Source organism: Nitrincola alkalilacustris (assembly GCF_008973755.1).
Classification (GTDB): Bacteria; Pseudomonadota; Gammaproteobacteria; order Pseudomonadales; family Balneatricaceae; genus Nitrincola; species Nitrincola alkalilacustris.
This window is the reverse complement of the sequence record NZ_WBOM01000006.1, coordinates 23555-40506: the sequence shown is the minus strand read 5'-3', so window position 1 is coordinate 40506 and position 16952 is coordinate 23555. Positions and strand designations below refer to the sequence as shown.

Here is a 16952-nt window from a genome sequence, read left to right as displayed (position 1 = left end):
AGCCGTCCACCCTTACTCATAATTGACATCACGCTCGCCATGAATCACTTCCACCAGTTTCACGGCTTCCTGCTCCATGATCACCACCAGCGTATCGATCCGACGCTGAAAATAGCGATGCATCACCAATGTGGGGATTGCAATGGAAAGCCCTGCGGCTGTCGTGATGAGTGCTTCTGATATACCTCCGGCCAGTACGCCGACGTTACCGGTTCCCTGAATCATGATTTCGGTGAACACCTTGATCATGCCGATGACAGTACCCAACAGCCCCAGCAAAGGAGTGATCGCGGCAATGGATCCAAGACTGCTCAGGTAACGCTCCAGGTCGTGTATCACATGACTGGCGGCTTCCTGAATACTCTCTTTCATGATCTCCCGACCATGTTTGGCATTATTCAACCCGGCAACGATAATGCTGCCCAGAGGGCTGCCCTGCTTGATCTGACGCATATGTTCAGGCGTCATGTTGCCACCGCGCACCAGTTCCCAGACATCGCCCAGCAACCCGGCGGGGATAACATGTCTCTTTTTAAGAAACCATAAGCGTTCAATGCAGATAGCCAGCGAAACAACAGAGCAGGCCAGTATCGGTATCATCAACCAGCCGCCCGCTTTAATCAGTTCAAACACTCAGTGAGCCTCCTTTTTCCTGCCACAACTTTATCATAGCCCTGTCATGGAAAGTAGATTGTTTCTCTTACACTTTATGGCACGAATCACCGAGAGTGCCAGTAACGACGGCGCTCTTCGCGCCAGCTTCGTGTCTCGCACCCGCCTTTCTTTGCGTGCAAGACGATTGCGCCATCAGTAGCTGTATTCCTGGCATTGACGCCAAACCTGTCAAATCGCAAAACAACATCGTCATGCGGGTGTCCGAAGCGGTTATTGTATCCGGCGGTATAGATGACGTACTCAGGTTGCAGATGTTCAATGAAAACCTGTGATGATGAACTGCGGCTGCCATGATGGCCAGCCACTAGCCAGGTCACAGGCCGCAACTGGCCCGTGCGCACCAGTCCGAACTCAACAGGCAAACCGGCATCACCCGGTAAAAGCAGGCTGCAGGCTCCGTTTCTGACCTCCAGCACGCAGGATTGCTCATTCCGGCTCCACTCCGGCTGCGGAGCTGGTGTCAGGTATCGAAAATGTACGCCGCCATACACCCACTCCTGTCGCTCATGGCAACTCTGAAATCCCAGACTGATCAGATCCTCGCTACCCCCCTCTTTCAGCCCTATCGACATCATCTGTTTCAGCGACGGATAGCCACCGGCATGATCAAAGTCGCCATGACTGATTACCAGGTGTTCCATATGATTAACATTCTGCGCCCGAAGCAGCGGCGCTATGGTAAATGGCAGTGCACTTCCACCACCAACGAAGCCGGGGCCTGTATCATATAGCAGACGATGCTGATGAGTCTCGACCAATACCGCCAACCCCTGTCCGACATCAAATACCACAGCATGGAATTCGCCAGGCGGCACCTCTGACGATCGAGGCCACAGCAATGGTAAAAGAGCCATCACACTCACCCACCTCCAATGCAACGGAAGCGGCATCAGAAGCCAGAAGCAGGCCATACTTGCGATCGCTACCACGATGGGATCCGGACGTGCCAAGAGCATGAACACACCCGGAATATCTGCACTCCATTGCAATCCTGACCAGAAATAATCAAGAAACTGAGCAACGCCCCAGACCACCGATTCAGATCCCGCCAATGATACCGGTATCAGCAACGGCAACAGGGTAATCAACAACGAAAACAGCGGCACGGCAATCAGATTAACCACTGGTGCCAGCAGTCCAAATTGATTGAACAGCAGTGCCATCAAGGGCAACATGCCGACAAATATCGCCCATTGCGCCTGTCCAGCGAGCCGCCAGGCAGAAGTATCCGGCCTTTTGCATGTCTGCGCGAGCCACAAGAGAACAGCCACAGCACTGAATGAGAGCCAGGCCCCCGGCTGCAACAACGCGAGTGGCTGGCAGGTCAGAATAGCAGCCAGCGCCCAGCGCCACCTTGCCCACCCACTGACCTGCTTCAAGAACCACTCGGCCATCAGGAAAATAGTCACCATGATCAGGGCACGCTGTACCGGCAAACCCAGCCCGGCTATACAGGCGTAGGACACGGCCAGCAGTAATGCCAGCAGCAGAGGGATACGCCTCAACCAGACAGATGTAAAACCGCAGAGCAGAACTCCAGCCATCAACAGCCTACCCAGCAGCAAGCCTGCTCCTGCTGCAACACCGATATGCAAGCCGCTGACGACCAGCAGGTGAGCCGTCCCTGTTCTGCGCAATACCTCCCAGTGCTCAGCGCTCATATCCAGGCGACTACCCAGCACTATCGCCTGTAGCAGCCAGGAGGAATGCCCCTCACTGAAGCGAAGATGCAGTCGGTCCGACAGCTCCTGCCGAAATCCCGGCAGAGACCAGCCGGTGACATCACTCTGAAGATACAGTTGCCGAACATAGCCGGTGGCATCAAGACGATTCTGCAGATAGTAAAGCTCCCTGTCACTCGCATAGGGGTTCATCAAACTGCGCGGCGATCGCAAACGCACTTCCAGTTCAAGATATTGCCCTGCCTTAATGATCTGTTCAGGTTGATACAGAGACAATTGCACCCGACGCAAACGCTTCAATGAGGGCTCTTCCGTCAATACCTGATCAACAGCCAGCTCGAACCTGACTCTTTGATCACTGTGCTGTGGCAGGTCCAGAACAACACCGCCAAGGCGAACATCCGTGCCATCAAGAGCCAGTGGCAGCCGATGGTGCAACTGCCAGGCACCATAAAGCGTCGCCACAAGCACACCCAGACAATAGAGTAGAGCACGATATCGTAGAAACGGATGCAGCAGGAGCATCAATACGGGAAAGATGTAATAAACAGAAGATAGACTGGGCAAGAGCGCAACAGTCAGTAGTCCGGCGAGATAATAGATCATCCTTGATCCTTATAATCACGTTGTAATCACCTTGTAATCACTTATGTCTTGTTGGCTTGAATCCATTCAGGCGGCATAATGAGCAGCCCTTAGTGTAAAGTAACGTTAATGCCACGCAAGCTTCTGAAAAAATACATGCCGGACCCCCACTGGGTGAGAAACCACCAGCATTTACGCTGGATGGGGCGCTATATTCAGAACCCCAACCTCTGGCATCTGTCGCACCGTTCAGTATCACTGGCATTTCTGGTAGGTATCTTCTGCGCCTTTCTGCCGATGCCCTTCCAGATGGTGGTGGCTGCTGTCATTGCTGTATTGGTTGGCAGTAACCTGCCCGTATCCATCGGACTGGTCTGGATATCCAACCCCATTACCATGCCAGCCATGCTCTACTTTTGCTATCGAATCGGTCTGTTGATTCTGGGTTCCGACCCGGAGGCCCCCAGGATGGCATGGACTCTCGACAGTATTTACGACAACTTCAAGCTGATCTGGCAACCACTGCTGCTGGGATCTGTCTTATGCGGCATCATTGCCGGAATAATGGGCTTCATTACAGTACGCATAGTCTGGCTGATACATGTACGCCGGAGCTGGATCAAACGCGGCAAGGCACGAGCCCAGCGCCGCAACCAGACAGATAACAAACCGTCAGACTGAGAAGGGCTCCAGTCGACCATTGGTCAATTGAAGCGCCCGCCCCATACTTCCGGCCAGCTCCAGATTATGCGTCACAACCACAAACGCAATATCCAACTCCTTATTCAACCGATTTAGATACTGCTGTACTTCATCAGCCGTGACGTGATCAAGATTGCCGGTGGGCTCATCCATCAAAACACAGGCTGGCGAGGTCACCAGGGCACGCGCAATAGCCACACGCTGCCGCTCACCACCACTGAGCTGTCCCGGCTTGTGACCGGCACGATCAGACAGCCCTACCTGAGCCAACAGCTCATTTGCTGCACTACTTGCAGCAGCAACGCTATCACCCCGAATCAACAAAGGCATGGCTATATTCTCAAGCGCCGTGAACTCGTTAAGCAGGTGATGGAACTGATACACAAAACCGAGCATGCGATTACGCATGGTACAGCGCTGTAACTCGGCCACATCATAGATAGAGTCATTGAGCAGGCTTACCGAGCCGCTGGTAGGCTTTTCCAGCCCACCCAGAATATTCAACAGCGTCGTCTTGCCACTGCCCGAGCTACCGACTATGGCAACACGCTCACCTTTTTGAACGGTAAAATTGAGTGCATCCAGCACCACGAGATCGTGGCCCACTTCTTTATAGACATGCGTGATCTCACGCGCTTCCAATACTGCACTACTCATAGCGAAGCGCCTCTGCCGGCTGTGTTCTTGAAGCCTTCCAGGCAGGATAGAGTGTCGCCAGGAAGCTGATGCTGAAAGCGGTCGCGGTAATGAGCAACAGATCATTCAACTGCAACTGCGATGGAAGATAACTGATGAAATAAACGTCAGCCGACAAGAACTGGATACCCAGCGCTCGTTCAACCCAGGCAACCAGATCGCTGACCGTCAGAGCCAGAATAATCCCGAGAATCAATCCCAGTGTTGTTCCGATAAAACCTATTACCGTACCCTGCACCATGAAAATACGCATGATGCCACCGGGCGTAGCGCCCATGGTACGCAGAATCGCAATATCATTGCGCTTGTCCGTCACGACCATGACCAGTGTTGAAACGATATTGAAGGCTGCAACAAATACGATCAGAAACAGCAGCAGGCCAATCATGCGCTTTTCCAGCTGAATCGCCTGAAACAGATTGCCATGTGTGCGTGTCCAGTCAGACACATACAGCGGGCGATCAAAAGACTCTGCGAGTGAGCGTATCAGTCGTGGAGCAGCGAAAAGGTCGTCAAACTTGACGCGCACACCATCCACCTCGCCCGGTAAAAGTCGCTTAAGACGCGCCGCATCTTCAATATGAACATAAGCCAGACTCGCATCCAGTTCTGCGCCAACCGAGAAGATGCCCACCACATCGAAACGCTTCAACCGCGGCACTATGCCGGCAATACTGACGGATGCCTCAGGCAGAACCAGTGTGACCTTATCACCGACACCGGCACCGATAAATCGCGCCAGGAGCTCACCGAGAACGATGCCATACTCACCCGGTGCGAGATTATCCAGAGAGCCGTATGTAAAGTGGTTCGCAATGATGGAAACGTCGGTTTCAAAGTCGGGGTCGATGCCGTTAACCAGCACGCCATGAACCCTGCCGGCATTGGTCAGCATCCCCTGCGCCTGCACGAAGGGTGCCGCAGCCTCAACCTGATCGGAGAGCACAAGACGCTCGGCAACCGATGGCCAATCTCTCATTGAGGTGCCATATTCGCTGATGGTGGCATGAGGTACCATGCCGAGTATGCGCTGCTTGAGTTCACGGTCAAAGCCGTTCATCACAGACAACACGACAATCAACGCGGCAACACCAAGCATAAGGCCCAGCATCGATACCAGCGAGATAAAGGATATGAAATGGTTGCCGCGTTTAGCTGCCGTGTAGCGCAGTCCGACAAATAGAGATAAGGGTCTGAACATGGGGTTGAATTAAATCACAGTTAGGTTTCTATCTCTAACAGATCTGCTGTTTTTTTCGCTATACTTGAGCGAAGCAAATCTGACTCAGGGAGAAACAGTTTGGAAAGTGAACGACGCCAATTCTATCGCATTGACCACCCGGTAGCATTAGAGTTCACGATAATTCCTGAACCGGATAATCTTGACTCGCTGCAACCATCACACTTCAAGGTTTCGCCCTACTTCATGCTGCAGAGTCAATTACAGGAACTGGATCAGGAGGCCACTACCAAGCTGAACCAACTGGGCCGATCTATGCCGATTCTGACATCCTACCTGCAGCTCATGAGCAAGAAGATCGACCTGATCGCTCAGACCCTTTCTGCCAACCAACTGATGGGGGATGAGATCAAGACCGAGATAGTCAATCTCAGTGAAGGCGGTCTCTCATTTCACAATCAGCGCACTATCGAACTTAACAGCCTGATGGCGGTAAAGCTGGTTTTCCCTGAGGGAGAGATGGGGCTACTGCTTTATGCCAGAGTGCAACGCTGCACACCGGCCAGTGATGGTGCCGAAATCGGTATCGAATTTCTGAAAATGCCGGAAAGTTGCCGTATGCAACTGGCCAGACTGATCATCGAAACCCAGGCCAAAGAGCGTAAACAATACCTCAATGACTGAACAACAATCCAAAACCCTGCACCACCTTGCTACGGCTGCAGGCTTTCTGTTCCTTATTTTATGGTTCTACACCGGCCGTCGACTGGGATTTCTTGACTGGTTTGTCACGCTGGGACCCATGAGTCATGCCGGCGCAACGCTGACCATTGGCATCATGCTGATGATGCTGCCTGCTTTTCTGATCTGGAAGTACTGCAATCGCTGGATAGAAAAGCGCCTGAAAATCACTGGCCGCTTTTTTGAAGATGAGGTTTATCAGAAACCTGACAACCAAGCAGATCATCAAGGCCAGGATAAGGAAAACAGGCAGAAGCAGGCGGATGAGTAGCGACCCGCCTCTGCCAGTTGTCTCTTACAGATTAATCACACGGTTCAAGCCGGCTATTGCAGCCACACGATAGGCTTCAGCCATGGTTGGATAGTTGAAGGTGGTGTTGACAAAGTACTTGATGGTATTGGCAGCACCTTCCTGACGCATGATCGCCTGACCGATATGAATGATCTCGGACGCCTGGTCACCAAAGCAGTGAATACCGAGAATTTCAAAGGTATCGCGATGGAACAGAATCTTCAGCATACCTACCGGCTCACCTGAAATCTGGGCACGGGCCGTATCCTTGAAGAAAGCCTGGCCGACCTCATAGGGTACACGCTCCTCGGTCAACTCCTCTTCGGTTTTACCGACAGAGCTGATCTCCGGAATGGTATAGATCCCCGTCGGCACCTCATTGATATAGCGGAAATCATCGCCGCTGAGCAGATCTGACGACGCTGCCCTGCCCTGATCCAACGCTGCAGATGCCAGGCTGGGCCAGCCGATCACGTCACCAACGGCGTAAACACCCTCGGCACTGGTACGGTAATGATCATCTACCTCAAGCTGACCACGGCTGTTCGCAGACAAACCGATATTCTCAAGACCGAGCCCTTTGGTATTACCAGAGCGACCGGCACACCACAGGAAAGCATCCGCACGGATACGCTTGCCCGATTTAAGCTCCATCATCACGCCCTTATCATCACCCACAACAGAGGCATACTCCTCGTTGTGGCGGATTTTCACAGCATTATTACGCAGATGGTAGCTCAGAGAATCCGAAATTTCGACGTCGAGGAAGGAGAGCAGGCGATCACGGTTATCAATCAGATCCACCTTGACACCCAATCCACTGAAGATGGACGCATACTCACAACCGATAACACCGGCACCGTAAATCACCATGGTGCGTGGCGTATGGTTCAATTTCAGGATGGAGTCGGAGTTATAGATTCGCGGATGCTTGAAGTCAATATCATCCGGACACCAGGGGCTTGAACCTGTTGCAATGATCACGTTTTTACCACGAAGATGCTCCGGCTCACCCTTGGTACTTTTAACCTGAACAACACCCTTCTCTACAAATGTTGCCCGACCGAAGAAAACATCGATACGGTTACGCGCGTAAAAATTGGTCCTCAGCATGACCTGATTGGAGATGACCTTCTCGGCACGGCGCAGTACCTTGGGAAAGGAGAACCAACGGGGTTCACCGATATCCCTGAACATGGGGTTGGTATTGAACTCAATGATCTGCTTGACTGAATGGCGCAGCGCCTTGGATGGGATAGTACCTTTGTGCGTACAGTTACCGCCAACGGTATCCTGCTCTTCGATCACAGCCACTCTGCGGCCGTTCTTCGCGGCATTGAGTGCAGCACCCTCTCCAGCAGGCCCAGAACCTATCACAATGACATCGTAGTCATATTCAGCCATTCGTTTCCCCTTCAGATCATTTAGTTTAAATGCAGACAGCTTTGATTCCGGTAATGCCCAACTTGAAAAAGTGCTCCAGCCAAAATAAAATTCCAGTAAACAGGCAATCTAACTTATTGAACCAGAAATACAATTATCTTTTAGCCTTAGCCTCATACGCCAGCTCATGGCTTGCATCTTCTCGCATGGATTTATTCTTTTCCTGCTCCTCGTCACAGATATCCTTATCGCCATGGCAGATATCGCAGGCCGTATCCATACCCACCGCACTCATGCCACCACAAGAGCCGGCTATCGGCTTGCGTCCCATCATGACACCAACGGACATGCCGACAACCAGAAGCGTCAGTACAACAAAAGTCAGAATCATGACTTCCATAATTTGTCCCCCTATTAGTTTTTCAAGAGATCAGATCTGTAAAGCATCTGAAAACAAACTCTGATAACAGTTCACCTTATTGCGTGAATGCTATGAGGCCGCCATAATCGCTGGCAATTGCTCCTGCATTGCCAGCATACTGCACATCCCTGTGCATAAAAACGGCCAGTAGTGTTGGCTACTGGCCGTTTACGATTACAGCAAAACACCCTTCATGGCATCAGCCACCGAAGTCATCAAGCAGAATGTTATCCGGCTCTACACCAAGATCGTGCAGCAGTTTGATCACGGCTGCGTTCATCATTGGTGGTCCGCACATGTAGTACTCACAGTCTTCAGGCGCTTCATGCTCCTTCAGATAGTGTTCATACAGTACGTTATGGATAAATCCTGTGTAGCCTGTCCAGTTATCCTCCGGCAGAGGATCAGACAGCGCCAGATGCCAGGTGAAGTTATCATGCTCTTCAGCCAGCTTGTCGAACTCTTCCACATAAAAGGCTTCGCGCAGTGAGCGGGCACCATACCAGAAGGTGATCTTACGCTTGGAGTTCAAACGCATCAGCTGGTCAAAAATGTGTGACCGCATGGGTGCCATACCGGCACCACCACCGACAAATACCATCTCGTTGTCGGTGTCCTTGGCAAAGAACTCACCAAACGGACCATAAACATCTATCGTGTCACCCGGTTTCAGGTTGAACACATAGGATGACATGATACCCGGTGGGAAGTTGGTTCCCGGTGGGGGTGATGCGATACGGATGTTGAATTTGACGACACCCTTCTCTTCCGGATAGTTAGCCATGGAGTAGGCACGAATAGTGGTCTCTGGGACTTTGGATACAAAGCGCCACATATCGAACTTGTCCCAGTCGCCACGGTACTCTTCCTGGATATCAAAATCCTTGTAGTTAACCGTGTGCGGTGGGCACTCCAGCTGTACATAGCCACCCGCGCGGAAGTCAACGTTTTCACCTTCAGGCAGACGCAGCGTCAGCTCCTTGATGAACGTCGCAACGTTGGGGTTCGAGTCAACCGTACAGGTCCACTTCTTCACGCCGAAGACATCATCTTCGACCTGAATTTTCATGTTCTGTTTGACCGGTACCTGACAGGAAAGACGCCAGCCCTCTTTCGCTTCACGCAGTGTGAAGTGAGATTCTTCGGTTGGTAGCATGGAGCCACCACCTTCATGAACCTCACACTTGCACTGCGCACAGGTACCACCGCCACCACAGGCAGAGGCCAGGAAAACGCCCTGATCGGACAATGCGCCCAGCAGTTTACCACCTGCAGGAACCGTAATCGTTTTCTCCGGATCACCATTGATTTCAATGGTGACGTTACCGGAACTCACCAGTTTTGAGCGTGCCACAAGGATTACCGCCACCATCGCCAGTACGACGGCAGTAAACATCACGACGCCCAGAATAATTTCTGCATTCATCAGCTTATTCCACCCTTCTACAGTTGTTCCAGTGGATTAAAGCGATACGCCGGAGAACGACATAAAGCCAAGAGACATCAGACCGACAATAATGAAGGTGATACCCAGACCACGTAGCCCTGCAGGTACATCGCTGTACTTCAGCTTTTCACGGATACCGGCCAAAGCAGTGATCGCCAATGCCCAACCGATACCGGCGCCCGCACCATACACCACACTTTCACCGAAGGTGTAATCACGTTCCACCATGAACAGTGCTGCACCCAGGATCGCACAGTTCACTGTAATCAGCGGCAGGAACACACCAAGGGCGTTGTAGAGCACCGGCACATACTTATCCAGGAACATTTCCAGGATCTGCACCATCGCAGCGATAATACCGATATAGGAGATGAAGCCCAGGAAGCTGAGATCCACATCAGGATAACCGGCCCAACTCAGTGCGCCTTCACGCAGCAGATAATTGTAGATCAGGTTATTGATCGGTGTAGTGATCAGCAGGACCACGACAACCGCAACGCCCAGACCGAAAGAGGTCTGAATCTTCTTGGAGATCGCCAGAAACGTACACATCCCCAGGAAGAAGGCCAGCGCCATGTTTTCAACGAAAATAGCACGTACAGCAAGACTGATATACTGTTCCATGACTTACACAGCCTCCTTACTGGTGTTCGGAGCGATAACAAACTCTGGTTTTTCGACCTGCTCGGGGTATTTGGTACGAATCAGCCAGATCATGATACCGATCAGGAAGAACGCACTTGGCGGCAGCAGAAGCATACCATTGCTGTAGTACCACCCTCCGTTAGTCACCAGCGGCAGGATCTCAAAACCAAACAAGGTGCCTGAGCCAAACAGTTCACGGAAAAACGCTACGAACAGCAGCACGACACCATAACCAAGACCGTTACCGACGCCGTCTATAAAGCTCGGAATCGGAGGGTTCTTCATGGCAAAGGCTTCCGCACGGCCCAGTATGATGCAGTTGGTAATGATCAAACCTACAAACACTGACAGCTGTTTGGAAATATCATACACCACCGCCTTCAGCACCTGATCCACGACAATAACCAGTGATGCAATGATGGTCATCTGCACGATAATGCGGATATTGCTTGGAATGTGATGGCGAATAGCGGATATGAACATGTTGGACAATGCTGCCACGGCGATAACCGCCAGCGTCATCACCACTGCGTTGTTCATGGTTGTGGTCACCGCCAGTGCAGAGCAGACACCCAATACCTGAAGAGCAATCGGGTTGTTCTTGAACAGTGGCGATACTACGATCTCTTTAGTACTCGACATAATTACACCTCATCCACTTCAAGCACGTCGGCATCTGCATCTGACTCGACCTGATCAGCAGAACCGGTTTCACTCGCAGCACGCAGGTTAGCGATAAACGGACCAAAACCCGAATCACCCATCCAGAAGCTGATCATGTTGGACACACCATTCGCTGTCAGGGTAGCACCTGCCAGCCCGTCGATACGATGTTGCGCACCCTGCTGAGACGGATCAACAGATCCCTTGATTACGCGTAAGCTGGGTTCGGTCGTAGCGCTATCGGCATAGACCTTCTTACCGATCCAGGATGCACGCCAAGAGGGGTTATCTATCTCACCACCCAACCCCGGTGTTTCTGCATGCTCGTAGAAACCAAGGCCGGCAACTGTGTTCAGATCGCCCTCCAGCGCCAGGAATCCATACATGGTAGACCACAACCCATAGGCATGAACCGGAAGAATCAGTGTATCAATGGAGCCATCTTCCGCTTCAACGATATACACAGGCATTTGCAGCGGCTGACGCTTGATGGATGCCACATCTTCCTGTCGACTCAGTGAGCGTGACTGAGAAGGATCATTCGCGGCACGGCGGAAGTTTTCCGCTTCAGGAGAAAACTCCTCAGCGAACTGACCGCTTTCCATATCCACGATGCGCGTGGTGATCTGTTCAAACAGTTCATCAACGCTCTTGGCTGGGTCAATAATGCCCGCTGCACGCAGGATGTTGGACTTGCGGTCCTGATCCATATTGTATTGCTGCATCGGTTTCAGCATGACTGCTGCGGTGGAAACCACCACGGAGCAGACCACGCAGAGCACCAACGCAACTGTAACTGTTTTTCCAATAGAGTCTTTATTAGATGACATTGCGCATCATCCTCCGTTTGATGTTCGCCTGAACAACAAAGTTGTCAATCAAAGGCGCAAACAGGTTGGCAAACAGGATTGCCAGCATCATACCTTCCGGGAAAGCCGGGTTGACAACCCTGATCAGAATAACCATGACACCGATCAGTGCACCAAATACCCATTTACCGGTATTGGTCATCGATGCGGAAACAGGGTCGGTAGCCATGAAGAACATACCGAACGCGAACCCACCCAGTACGAAGTGCCACCAGAAAGGCATGGCAAACAACGGGTTGGTGTCAGAGCCGATCATATTGAACAGAAGCGTGGTCGCAATCATGCCAACCATGACACCCGCCACGATTCGCCATGCCGCGATTTTGGCGAACATGATGATACAGCCACCGATAATCAGTGCCAGCGTCGATACCTCACCCACCGAGCCCTGAATATGTCCGACAAATGCATCAAACCATGTAACATTGGCAGCCAGAATCGCTTGCACACCACCCTCAGCAGCCAGACCCAGAGGCGTTGCACCGGAGAAACCATCCACCGCTGTCCAGACCGAATCACCCGACATCTGAGCCGGATAGGCGAAAAACAGGAAGGCACGACCAGTCAGTGCCGGGTTCAGGAAGTTCTTTCCTGTGCCGCCGAACACCTCTTTGCCGATCACGACACCAAAGGAGATACCAAGAGCAACCTGCCACAGAGGAATATCAGGGGGCAGGATCAGCGCGAAGAGCACAGAAGTAACAAAGAAACCTTCGTTGACTTCATGCCCACGCTTCATCGCAAACAGCACTTCCCAGAAACCACCTACCACAAAGGTAACGAAGTAGATCGGCAGCCAGTAGACAGCACCGTAAATCAGGTTATCCCAGATACTGTTGGGGTTATAACTGCTCAGTGCAGAGATGATGGTTCCACGCCAGCCGGGAGCTGAGCTGATGCCCATATCGGCCATCGCAAGGTTTGCCTGCAGACCAACGTTGTACAGACCCAGAAAAATAGCGGGAAAAGTACACAGCCAGACCAGGATCATCATACGCTTGAGGTCAACACCATCACGTACATGCGCACCGGTGCGAGTGACACTGCCAGGCGTATAGAAAATAGTATCTACCGCTTCAAAGAGGGCATACCATTTTTCATATTTGCCGCCTTTATGAAAGTGCGGCTCAATTTTGTCCAGAACGGTTCTTAAACTCATGCCAGCCTCTCTTACGCCTCTTTCTCAATGCGTGTCAGGTTGTCGCGGAGAATGGGACCGTACTCATACTTGCCAGTACAGGCAAAAGTACACAGTGCGAGGTCCTCTTCATCCAGCTCCAGACAGCCCAGCTGCATCGCTGTGACTATGTCACCGGTAGCCAGTGCTCTAAGCAGCTGGGTCGGCAGGATATCAAGTGGCATCAGATCTTCAAACTGACCAACCGGTACCATCGCTCGTTCAGAGCCATTGGTCGTGGTTGTGAAGTTGAATCGCTTGCCGGCATTGAAGGTTGACAGGAACATGTTCAGCACGGAGAACTTCTCCTTGCCAGGTACGATCCAACCCAACAGCTCGCGCTGATTACCTTCCAGCAGAACGCTGATCTGACTGGCATAACGCCCAAGGTAGCCCAAAGGCCCTCTGGCTGCCAGGCCATTCCAGACAGAACCACTGATAACCCTGTTGTTACCAGTACGCAACAGTCCTGCTGTCAGGTCATTCAGATTGGCACCAATGCGTGTACGCAGAAGCTGGGGCTTCTCAACCTGAGGGCCGGCCAGTGCAACCACCCGATCAACAGGCAGTTTGCCTTCAGTAAACAGCTTGGCAAAAGCGATAACATCCTGATACCCGATCTGCCAGACAGTTTTCTTCTGGGAGACCGGATCAAGGAAGTGAATATGAGTACTGGGGTTACCCGCAGGGTGAGGTCCATCAAACTCTTCGCTGGTGATACCATCGATCGAAGGGATGGAAGCCCCTGGTGCTTTGCAGAGGAACACCTTGCCATTAGTCAGTTTGGTCAGCAGTGCAAGACCCTGCTTGAACGCGTCTGCCTGATCGGCAATCACAACCTGCGGATCTGCCGCAAGTGGATTGGTATCCATGGCTGTAACAAAGATGGAGTTTGGCACGCTGCCTGGCTGCGGTACCTTGCTGAAAGGACGTGTCCTCAACGCAGTCCAGAGGCCGGACTGAACAAGGCTTTCCTGAATCTGCTCTCGCGTGAGCGATGAGAGCTGCGCAGCATCATATTTATTGAACTCAACGGCCTCTTCCTGATCATCCAGTTCGATGACAACAGACTGAAGCACACGGCGCTCACCACGATTGATCTCGCTGACCACTCCGCCACCGGGAGCTGTGTAGACCACACCTTCATTCTTCTTATCGGAAAAGATTATCTGGCCGAGTTTGACCCGGTCACCAACCTTGACCGCCATTGTTGGTTTGAGACCAACATAATCATAGCCCACCACGGCAACCGAACGCACTTTAGCCGCATCCGAGATGCGCTGCTCCGGTTCGCCAGTGATAGGTAGATCCAGACCCTTATTGATCTTGATCATCTGCCTCACCCATTTACCCAAAAATGTCCAGAATCCTGTTTACTTTCCGGCAAGCAGCAGCACATCACCCATTCAGGCACAGCACAGACGTTTCTTGCGGCCAGTTTTACAAAATCCCACCAAAAAACTGCGCTATTGTACCTGATATGGATGTAGTTTTTCTACCGAAGTATCCGAAAACGACGCACTCAATCATGCCTGCACTTCTGCCGATCAAAAAAAAAGAGCCGCAAATGCGACCCTTTCTTCTCTTATCAAACCATCCGCTTAATCAGTGCCTCTTCGGGAAGGCTCTGAGCGTACAGTTGGACATATGCTGAGCCATGCGAACCACCTGGCAGCTGTATCCAAACTCATTGTCGTACCAGACATACAGCACGCAACGCTTATCTTCTGCGATGGTAGCCAAGGCATCAACAACACCCGCAGCTCGCGATCCGACAAAGTCAGACGATACGGCTTCAGGGGAGTTGCTGAAATCAACCTGCTTCTGCAGATCTGAATAAAGAGCGATCTCACGCAGGTAGTTGTTCAACTCTTCCTTCTCAACACCCTTTTCCAGGTTCAGGTTCAGAATAGCCATGGATACATTCGGCGTAGGTACACGGATGGCATTACCGGTCAGCTTGCCTTCAAGCTCAGGCAACGCCTTGGAAACCGCCTTGGCCGCACCTGTTTCCGTGATAACCATGTTCAACGCAGCCGCACGACCACGACGACTGCCCTTGTGGTAGTTATCGATCAGGTTCTGGTCATTGGTATAGGAGTGAACGGTTTCAACATGACCGTTAATGACGCCATAGCGGTCATTCATGGCCTTCAGCACAGGCACAATCGCGTTAGTGGTGCAGGAAGCAGCAGACAACACACGATCTTCGTCAGTGATATCAGTGTGATTGACACCCATGACGATGTTTTTCATGCCCTTGCCCGGCGCCGTCAGCAGTGCACGAGAAGCACCTTTGCACTTCAGGTGACGTGACAGACCTTCATGATCACGCCACATACCGGTATTATCGATAATCAGCGCGTCATTGATGCCATATTCGGTGTAATCGATCTCTTCCGGCGAATCAGCAAAGATCACCTTGATCATGACACCGTTGGCAACGATCGCCTGATTGACTTCATCTACCTGAATCGTACCCTTGAAAGAGCCGTGCACAGAGTCACGACGTAACAGGCTGGCACGCTTTTCCAGATCGTTATCTGCCTTGCCTTTGCGAACGACAATGGCACGCAGACGCATCGTATGCCCGACACCTGCACGATCGACCAGCAGCCGCGTCAACAGTCGGCCGATACGACCAAAGCCATAGAGTACGACATCAGTAGGCTGGCGATCATCTGCCGGACCAACCGCTTCAGCAAGCTCTTCCGTAACGAAATCCTGCAGTGATTTTCCACCAGCATTCTTTCGGAAACTGACCGCCAGTTTACCGATATCGATGTGCGCATTGTGCACATCCAGATCATTTACGGCTTCCAGTACGGGGAAGGTATCGATAACCGATAGCTCTTCTCCTTCAACCTGACGCACGAAACGGTGTGCTTTCAGGATATCGATTACTGAACGCTTGACGATCAGACGCCCAAAAATAGAGATTTCAACGTTGCGATCGCGATACAGATGCCCAACCAGTGGGACCATCGCTTCAGCAATGGATTCTCTCGCTTTCCAATCGGCAAATATCAGGTCTTGGCTCACGGGATACTCCGAAATTGTGATGGCTCAATTTGCGTGCGGTATTATCTCTTTTTCATCGCCCGGTAGCAAATCACAAGCGGTAGACTTTTGGGTAAAACACTTCTCGCCCTGTTTTAAGGCTGCTCATGCACAATCTGAATGACAATTGCATAATATAGTTATACATTAGTGATTATCTACAATCACCATCTCTCTGACACACCCCAAAACATGCGAGCACCTGACATCAGCGCTTTCAAGAGCGCGGTTCAACACCACCTCTCCAACAGTCGTCAGAGTACCGGTTTCCTGTTTGCCTTTTTCCTGATGTTTGCCCTGCTGGCCGGACAGCAACTGGGGTTACAACATGTAAAATCTGCGGTACACAAAAGCCCCGCCACAGCTGATTTCCAGCAAGGTCTTGCGCCTGTACTGCTGCAGGAAACCTTTGGATTATCCAGAGTACTTCCTGGATCGATACCCGGAACACCTCACCCCGAGCGAGATAATCACAGCTCTGACCCTGTTCAGGATCTGCTTGATCACCTGGCTCTGAGCCATCAACTCAGTCAATCGGCTCAAACAACCACCCGCCTGTTGACCCTGACCCACCGGCCAGACAGACGCGACACTCCGTTTCTGTCGACCCTGACGGCCCGCGCCCCTCCTCTGTTCATCTGATCTTCTGTCAGCTTCGGCTGAAATCATTACATCTATTAATTTCGATGAACATGTTAAGTCATAAGCTTTGCTCGCTGCCTTAACAGAGGATA

At 51.8% G+C, this 16952-nt stretch carries 17 protein-coding genes; 4 read left to right on the top strand and 13 right to left on the bottom strand.

Translation table 11 applies throughout. The features are described from left to right. Positions 1–12: 12 nt before the first annotated feature. Positions 13–633, bottom strand: coding sequence for a MotA/TolQ/ExbB proton channel family protein (locus tag F7R27_RS12050; RefSeq protein ID WP_151704521.1), 621 nt, complete (start codon positions 631–633; stop codon positions 13–15). An 86-nt stretch (positions 634–719) separates the two neighbouring features. Then, entirely contained in the window at positions 720–2963 is a 2244-nt protein-coding gene (locus F7R27_RS12045) for a DNA internalization-related competence protein ComEC/Rec2 (RefSeq protein ID WP_151704520.1), read from the bottom strand. Between the two features lie 108 nt (positions 2964–3071). On the opposite strand from F7R27_RS12045, the gene F7R27_RS12040 reads away from it, so the two are divergent. After that, positions 3072–3623 carry a DUF2062 domain-containing protein gene (locus F7R27_RS12040; protein ID WP_151704519.1) on the top strand — a complete coding sequence of 184 codons (552 nt, stop codon included), beginning with the start codon at positions 3072–3074 and terminating at the stop codon, positions 3621–3623. Here F7R27_RS12040 and F7R27_RS12035 read toward each other — a convergent pair. Beyond that, complete coding sequence (locus tag F7R27_RS12035; protein ID WP_151704518.1) at positions 3615–4301, bottom strand: ABC transporter ATP-binding protein; 687 nt, start codon at positions 4299–4301, stop codon at positions 3615–3617. The two genes, F7R27_RS12040 and F7R27_RS12035, sit on opposite strands and share 9 nt — an antisense overlap. Next, positions 4294–5541: a lipoprotein-releasing ABC transporter permease subunit gene (locus F7R27_RS12030; protein ID WP_151704517.1), complete on the bottom strand. Its 1248-nt coding sequence runs from the start codon at positions 5539–5541 to the stop codon at positions 4294–4296. The genes F7R27_RS12035 and F7R27_RS12030 overlap by 8 nt, the downstream gene beginning before the upstream one ends. 99 nt (positions 5542–5640) lie before the next feature. Between F7R27_RS12030 and F7R27_RS12025 the strand changes: the two genes are divergently transcribed. After that, positions 5641–6204: a PilZ domain-containing protein gene (locus F7R27_RS12025; protein ID WP_151704516.1), complete on the top strand. Its 564-nt coding sequence runs from the start codon at positions 5641–5643 to the stop codon at positions 6202–6204. Further along, positions 6197–6532 carry a hypothetical protein gene (locus tag F7R27_RS12020; RefSeq protein WP_151704515.1) on the top strand — a complete coding sequence of 112 codons (336 nt, stop codon included), beginning with the start codon at positions 6197–6199 and terminating at the stop codon, positions 6530–6532. Before F7R27_RS12025 ends, F7R27_RS12020 begins: the two co-directional genes overlap by 8 nt. Before the next feature lie 24 nt (positions 6533–6556). Here the strand turns inward: F7R27_RS12020 and sthA are convergent, their stop codons facing one another. The 9 genes from sthA to F7R27_RS11975 all read right to left on the bottom strand — a co-directional run bounded on the left by sthA (position 6557) and on the right by F7R27_RS11975 (position 16200). Next, positions 6557–7957 carry a Si-specific NAD(P)(+) transhydrogenase gene (gene sthA, locus F7R27_RS12015; RefSeq protein WP_151704514.1) on the bottom strand — a complete coding sequence of 467 codons (1401 nt, stop codon included), beginning with the start codon at positions 7955–7957 and terminating at the stop codon, positions 6557–6559. A gap of 133 nt (positions 7958–8090) precedes the next feature. Beyond that, positions 8091–8336, bottom strand: coding sequence for a (Na+)-NQR maturation NqrM (nqrM, locus tag F7R27_RS12010; RefSeq protein WP_151704513.1), 246 nt, complete (start codon positions 8334–8336; stop codon positions 8091–8093). A 220-nt stretch (positions 8337–8556) separates the two neighbouring features. Next, positions 8557–9783 carry an NADH:ubiquinone reductase (Na(+)-transporting) subunit F gene (gene nqrF, locus F7R27_RS12005; RefSeq protein WP_151704512.1) on the bottom strand — a complete coding sequence of 409 codons (1227 nt, stop codon included), beginning with the start codon at positions 9781–9783 and terminating at the stop codon, positions 8557–8559. A gap of 36 nt (positions 9784–9819) precedes the next feature. Then, the gene (gene nqrE / locus F7R27_RS12000; protein WP_151704511.1) at positions 9820–10428 is read right to left on the bottom strand and encodes an NADH:ubiquinone reductase (Na(+)-transporting) subunit E; all 609 of its coding nucleotides are present in this window, start codon (positions 10426–10428) and stop codon (positions 9820–9822) included. 3 nt (positions 10429–10431) lie between these two features. After that, the gene (locus F7R27_RS11995; protein WP_151704510.1) at positions 10432–11091 is read right to left on the bottom strand and encodes an NADH:ubiquinone reductase (Na(+)-transporting) subunit D; all 660 of its coding nucleotides are present in this window, start codon (positions 11089–11091) and stop codon (positions 10432–10434) included. 2 nt (positions 11092–11093) lie between these two features. Next, entirely contained in the window at positions 11094–11942 is an 849-nt protein-coding gene (locus F7R27_RS11990; protein WP_151704509.1) for a Na(+)-translocating NADH-quinone reductase subunit C, read from the bottom strand. Next, on the bottom strand, positions 11932–13140 hold the full coding sequence (locus F7R27_RS11985) for an NADH:ubiquinone reductase (Na(+)-transporting) subunit B (protein WP_151704508.1): 1209 nt from the start codon (positions 13138–13140) through the stop codon (positions 11932–11934). The genes F7R27_RS11990 and F7R27_RS11985 overlap by 11 nt, the downstream gene beginning before the upstream one ends. An 11-nt stretch (positions 13141–13151) precedes the next feature. After that, positions 13152–14492, bottom strand: a complete 1341-nt coding sequence (locus tag F7R27_RS11980) for a Na(+)-translocating NADH-quinone reductase subunit A (RefSeq protein ID WP_151704507.1) — start codon at positions 14490–14492, stop codon at positions 13152–13154. A 271-nt stretch (positions 14493–14763) separates the two neighbouring features. Further along, positions 14764–16200, bottom strand: coding sequence for a glyceraldehyde-3-phosphate dehydrogenase (locus F7R27_RS11975; protein WP_206060498.1), 1437 nt, complete (start codon positions 16198–16200; stop codon positions 14764–14766). 210 nt (positions 16201–16410) lie between these two features. On the opposite strand from F7R27_RS11975, the gene F7R27_RS11970 reads away from it, so the two are divergent. Then, positions 16411–16860 carry a hypothetical protein gene (locus tag F7R27_RS11970; RefSeq protein WP_151704505.1) on the top strand — a complete coding sequence of 150 codons (450 nt, stop codon included), beginning with the start codon at positions 16411–16413 and terminating at the stop codon, positions 16858–16860. Positions 16861–16952: the final 92 nt, after the last annotated feature.

What these genes read in the sequence shown, in the direction of transcription:
- F7R27_RS12045 (WP_151704520.1), bottom strand. Translation starts at nt 2,963, where the DNA reads ATGATCTATTATCTCGCCGGACTACTGACTGTTGCGCTCTTGCCCAGT.
- F7R27_RS12040 (WP_151704519.1), top strand. Translation starts at nt 3,072, where the DNA reads ATGCCACGCAAGCTTCTGAAAAAATACATGCCGGACCCCCACTGGGTG.
- F7R27_RS12035 (WP_151704518.1), bottom strand. Translation starts at nt 4,301, where the DNA reads ATGAGTAGTGCAGTATTGGAAGCGCGTGAGATCACGCATGTCTATAAA.
- F7R27_RS12030 (WP_151704517.1), bottom strand. Translation starts at nt 5,541, where the DNA reads ATGTTCAGACCCTTATCTCTATTTGTCGGACTGCGCTACACGGCAGCT.
- F7R27_RS12020 (WP_151704515.1), top strand. Translation starts at nt 6,197, where the DNA reads ATGACTGAACAACAATCCAAAACCCTGCACCACCTTGCTACGGCTGCA.
- sthA (WP_151704514.1), bottom strand. Translation starts at nt 7,957, where the DNA reads ATGGCTGAATATGACTACGATGTCATTGTGATAGGTTCTGGGCCTGCT.
- nqrM (WP_151704513.1), bottom strand. Translation starts at nt 8,336, where the DNA reads ATGGAAGTCATGATTCTGACTTTTGTTGTACTGACGCTTCTGGTTGTC.
- nqrF (WP_151704512.1), bottom strand. Translation starts at nt 9,783, where the DNA reads ATGAATGCAGAAATTATTCTGGGCGTCGTGATGTTTACTGCCGTCGTA.
- nqrE (WP_151704511.1), bottom strand. Translation starts at nt 10,428, where the DNA reads ATGGAACAGTATATCAGTCTTGCTGTACGTGCTATTTTCGTTGAAAAC.
- F7R27_RS11995 (WP_151704510.1), bottom strand. Translation starts at nt 11,091, where the DNA reads ATGTCGAGTACTAAAGAGATCGTAGTATCGCCACTGTTCAAGAACAAC.
- F7R27_RS11990 (WP_151704509.1), bottom strand. Translation starts at nt 11,942, where the DNA reads ATGTCATCTAATAAAGACTCTATTGGAAAAACAGTTACAGTTGCGTTG.
- F7R27_RS11985 (WP_151704508.1), bottom strand. Translation starts at nt 13,140, where the DNA reads ATGAGTTTAAGAACCGTTCTGGACAAAATTGAGCCGCACTTTCATAAA.
- F7R27_RS11980 (WP_151704507.1), bottom strand. Translation starts at nt 14,492, where the DNA reads ATGATCAAGATCAATAAGGGTCTGGATCTACCTATCACTGGCGAACCG.
- F7R27_RS11970 (WP_151704505.1), top strand. Translation starts at nt 16,411, where the DNA reads ATGCGAGCACCTGACATCAGCGCTTTCAAGAGCGCGGTTCAACACCAC.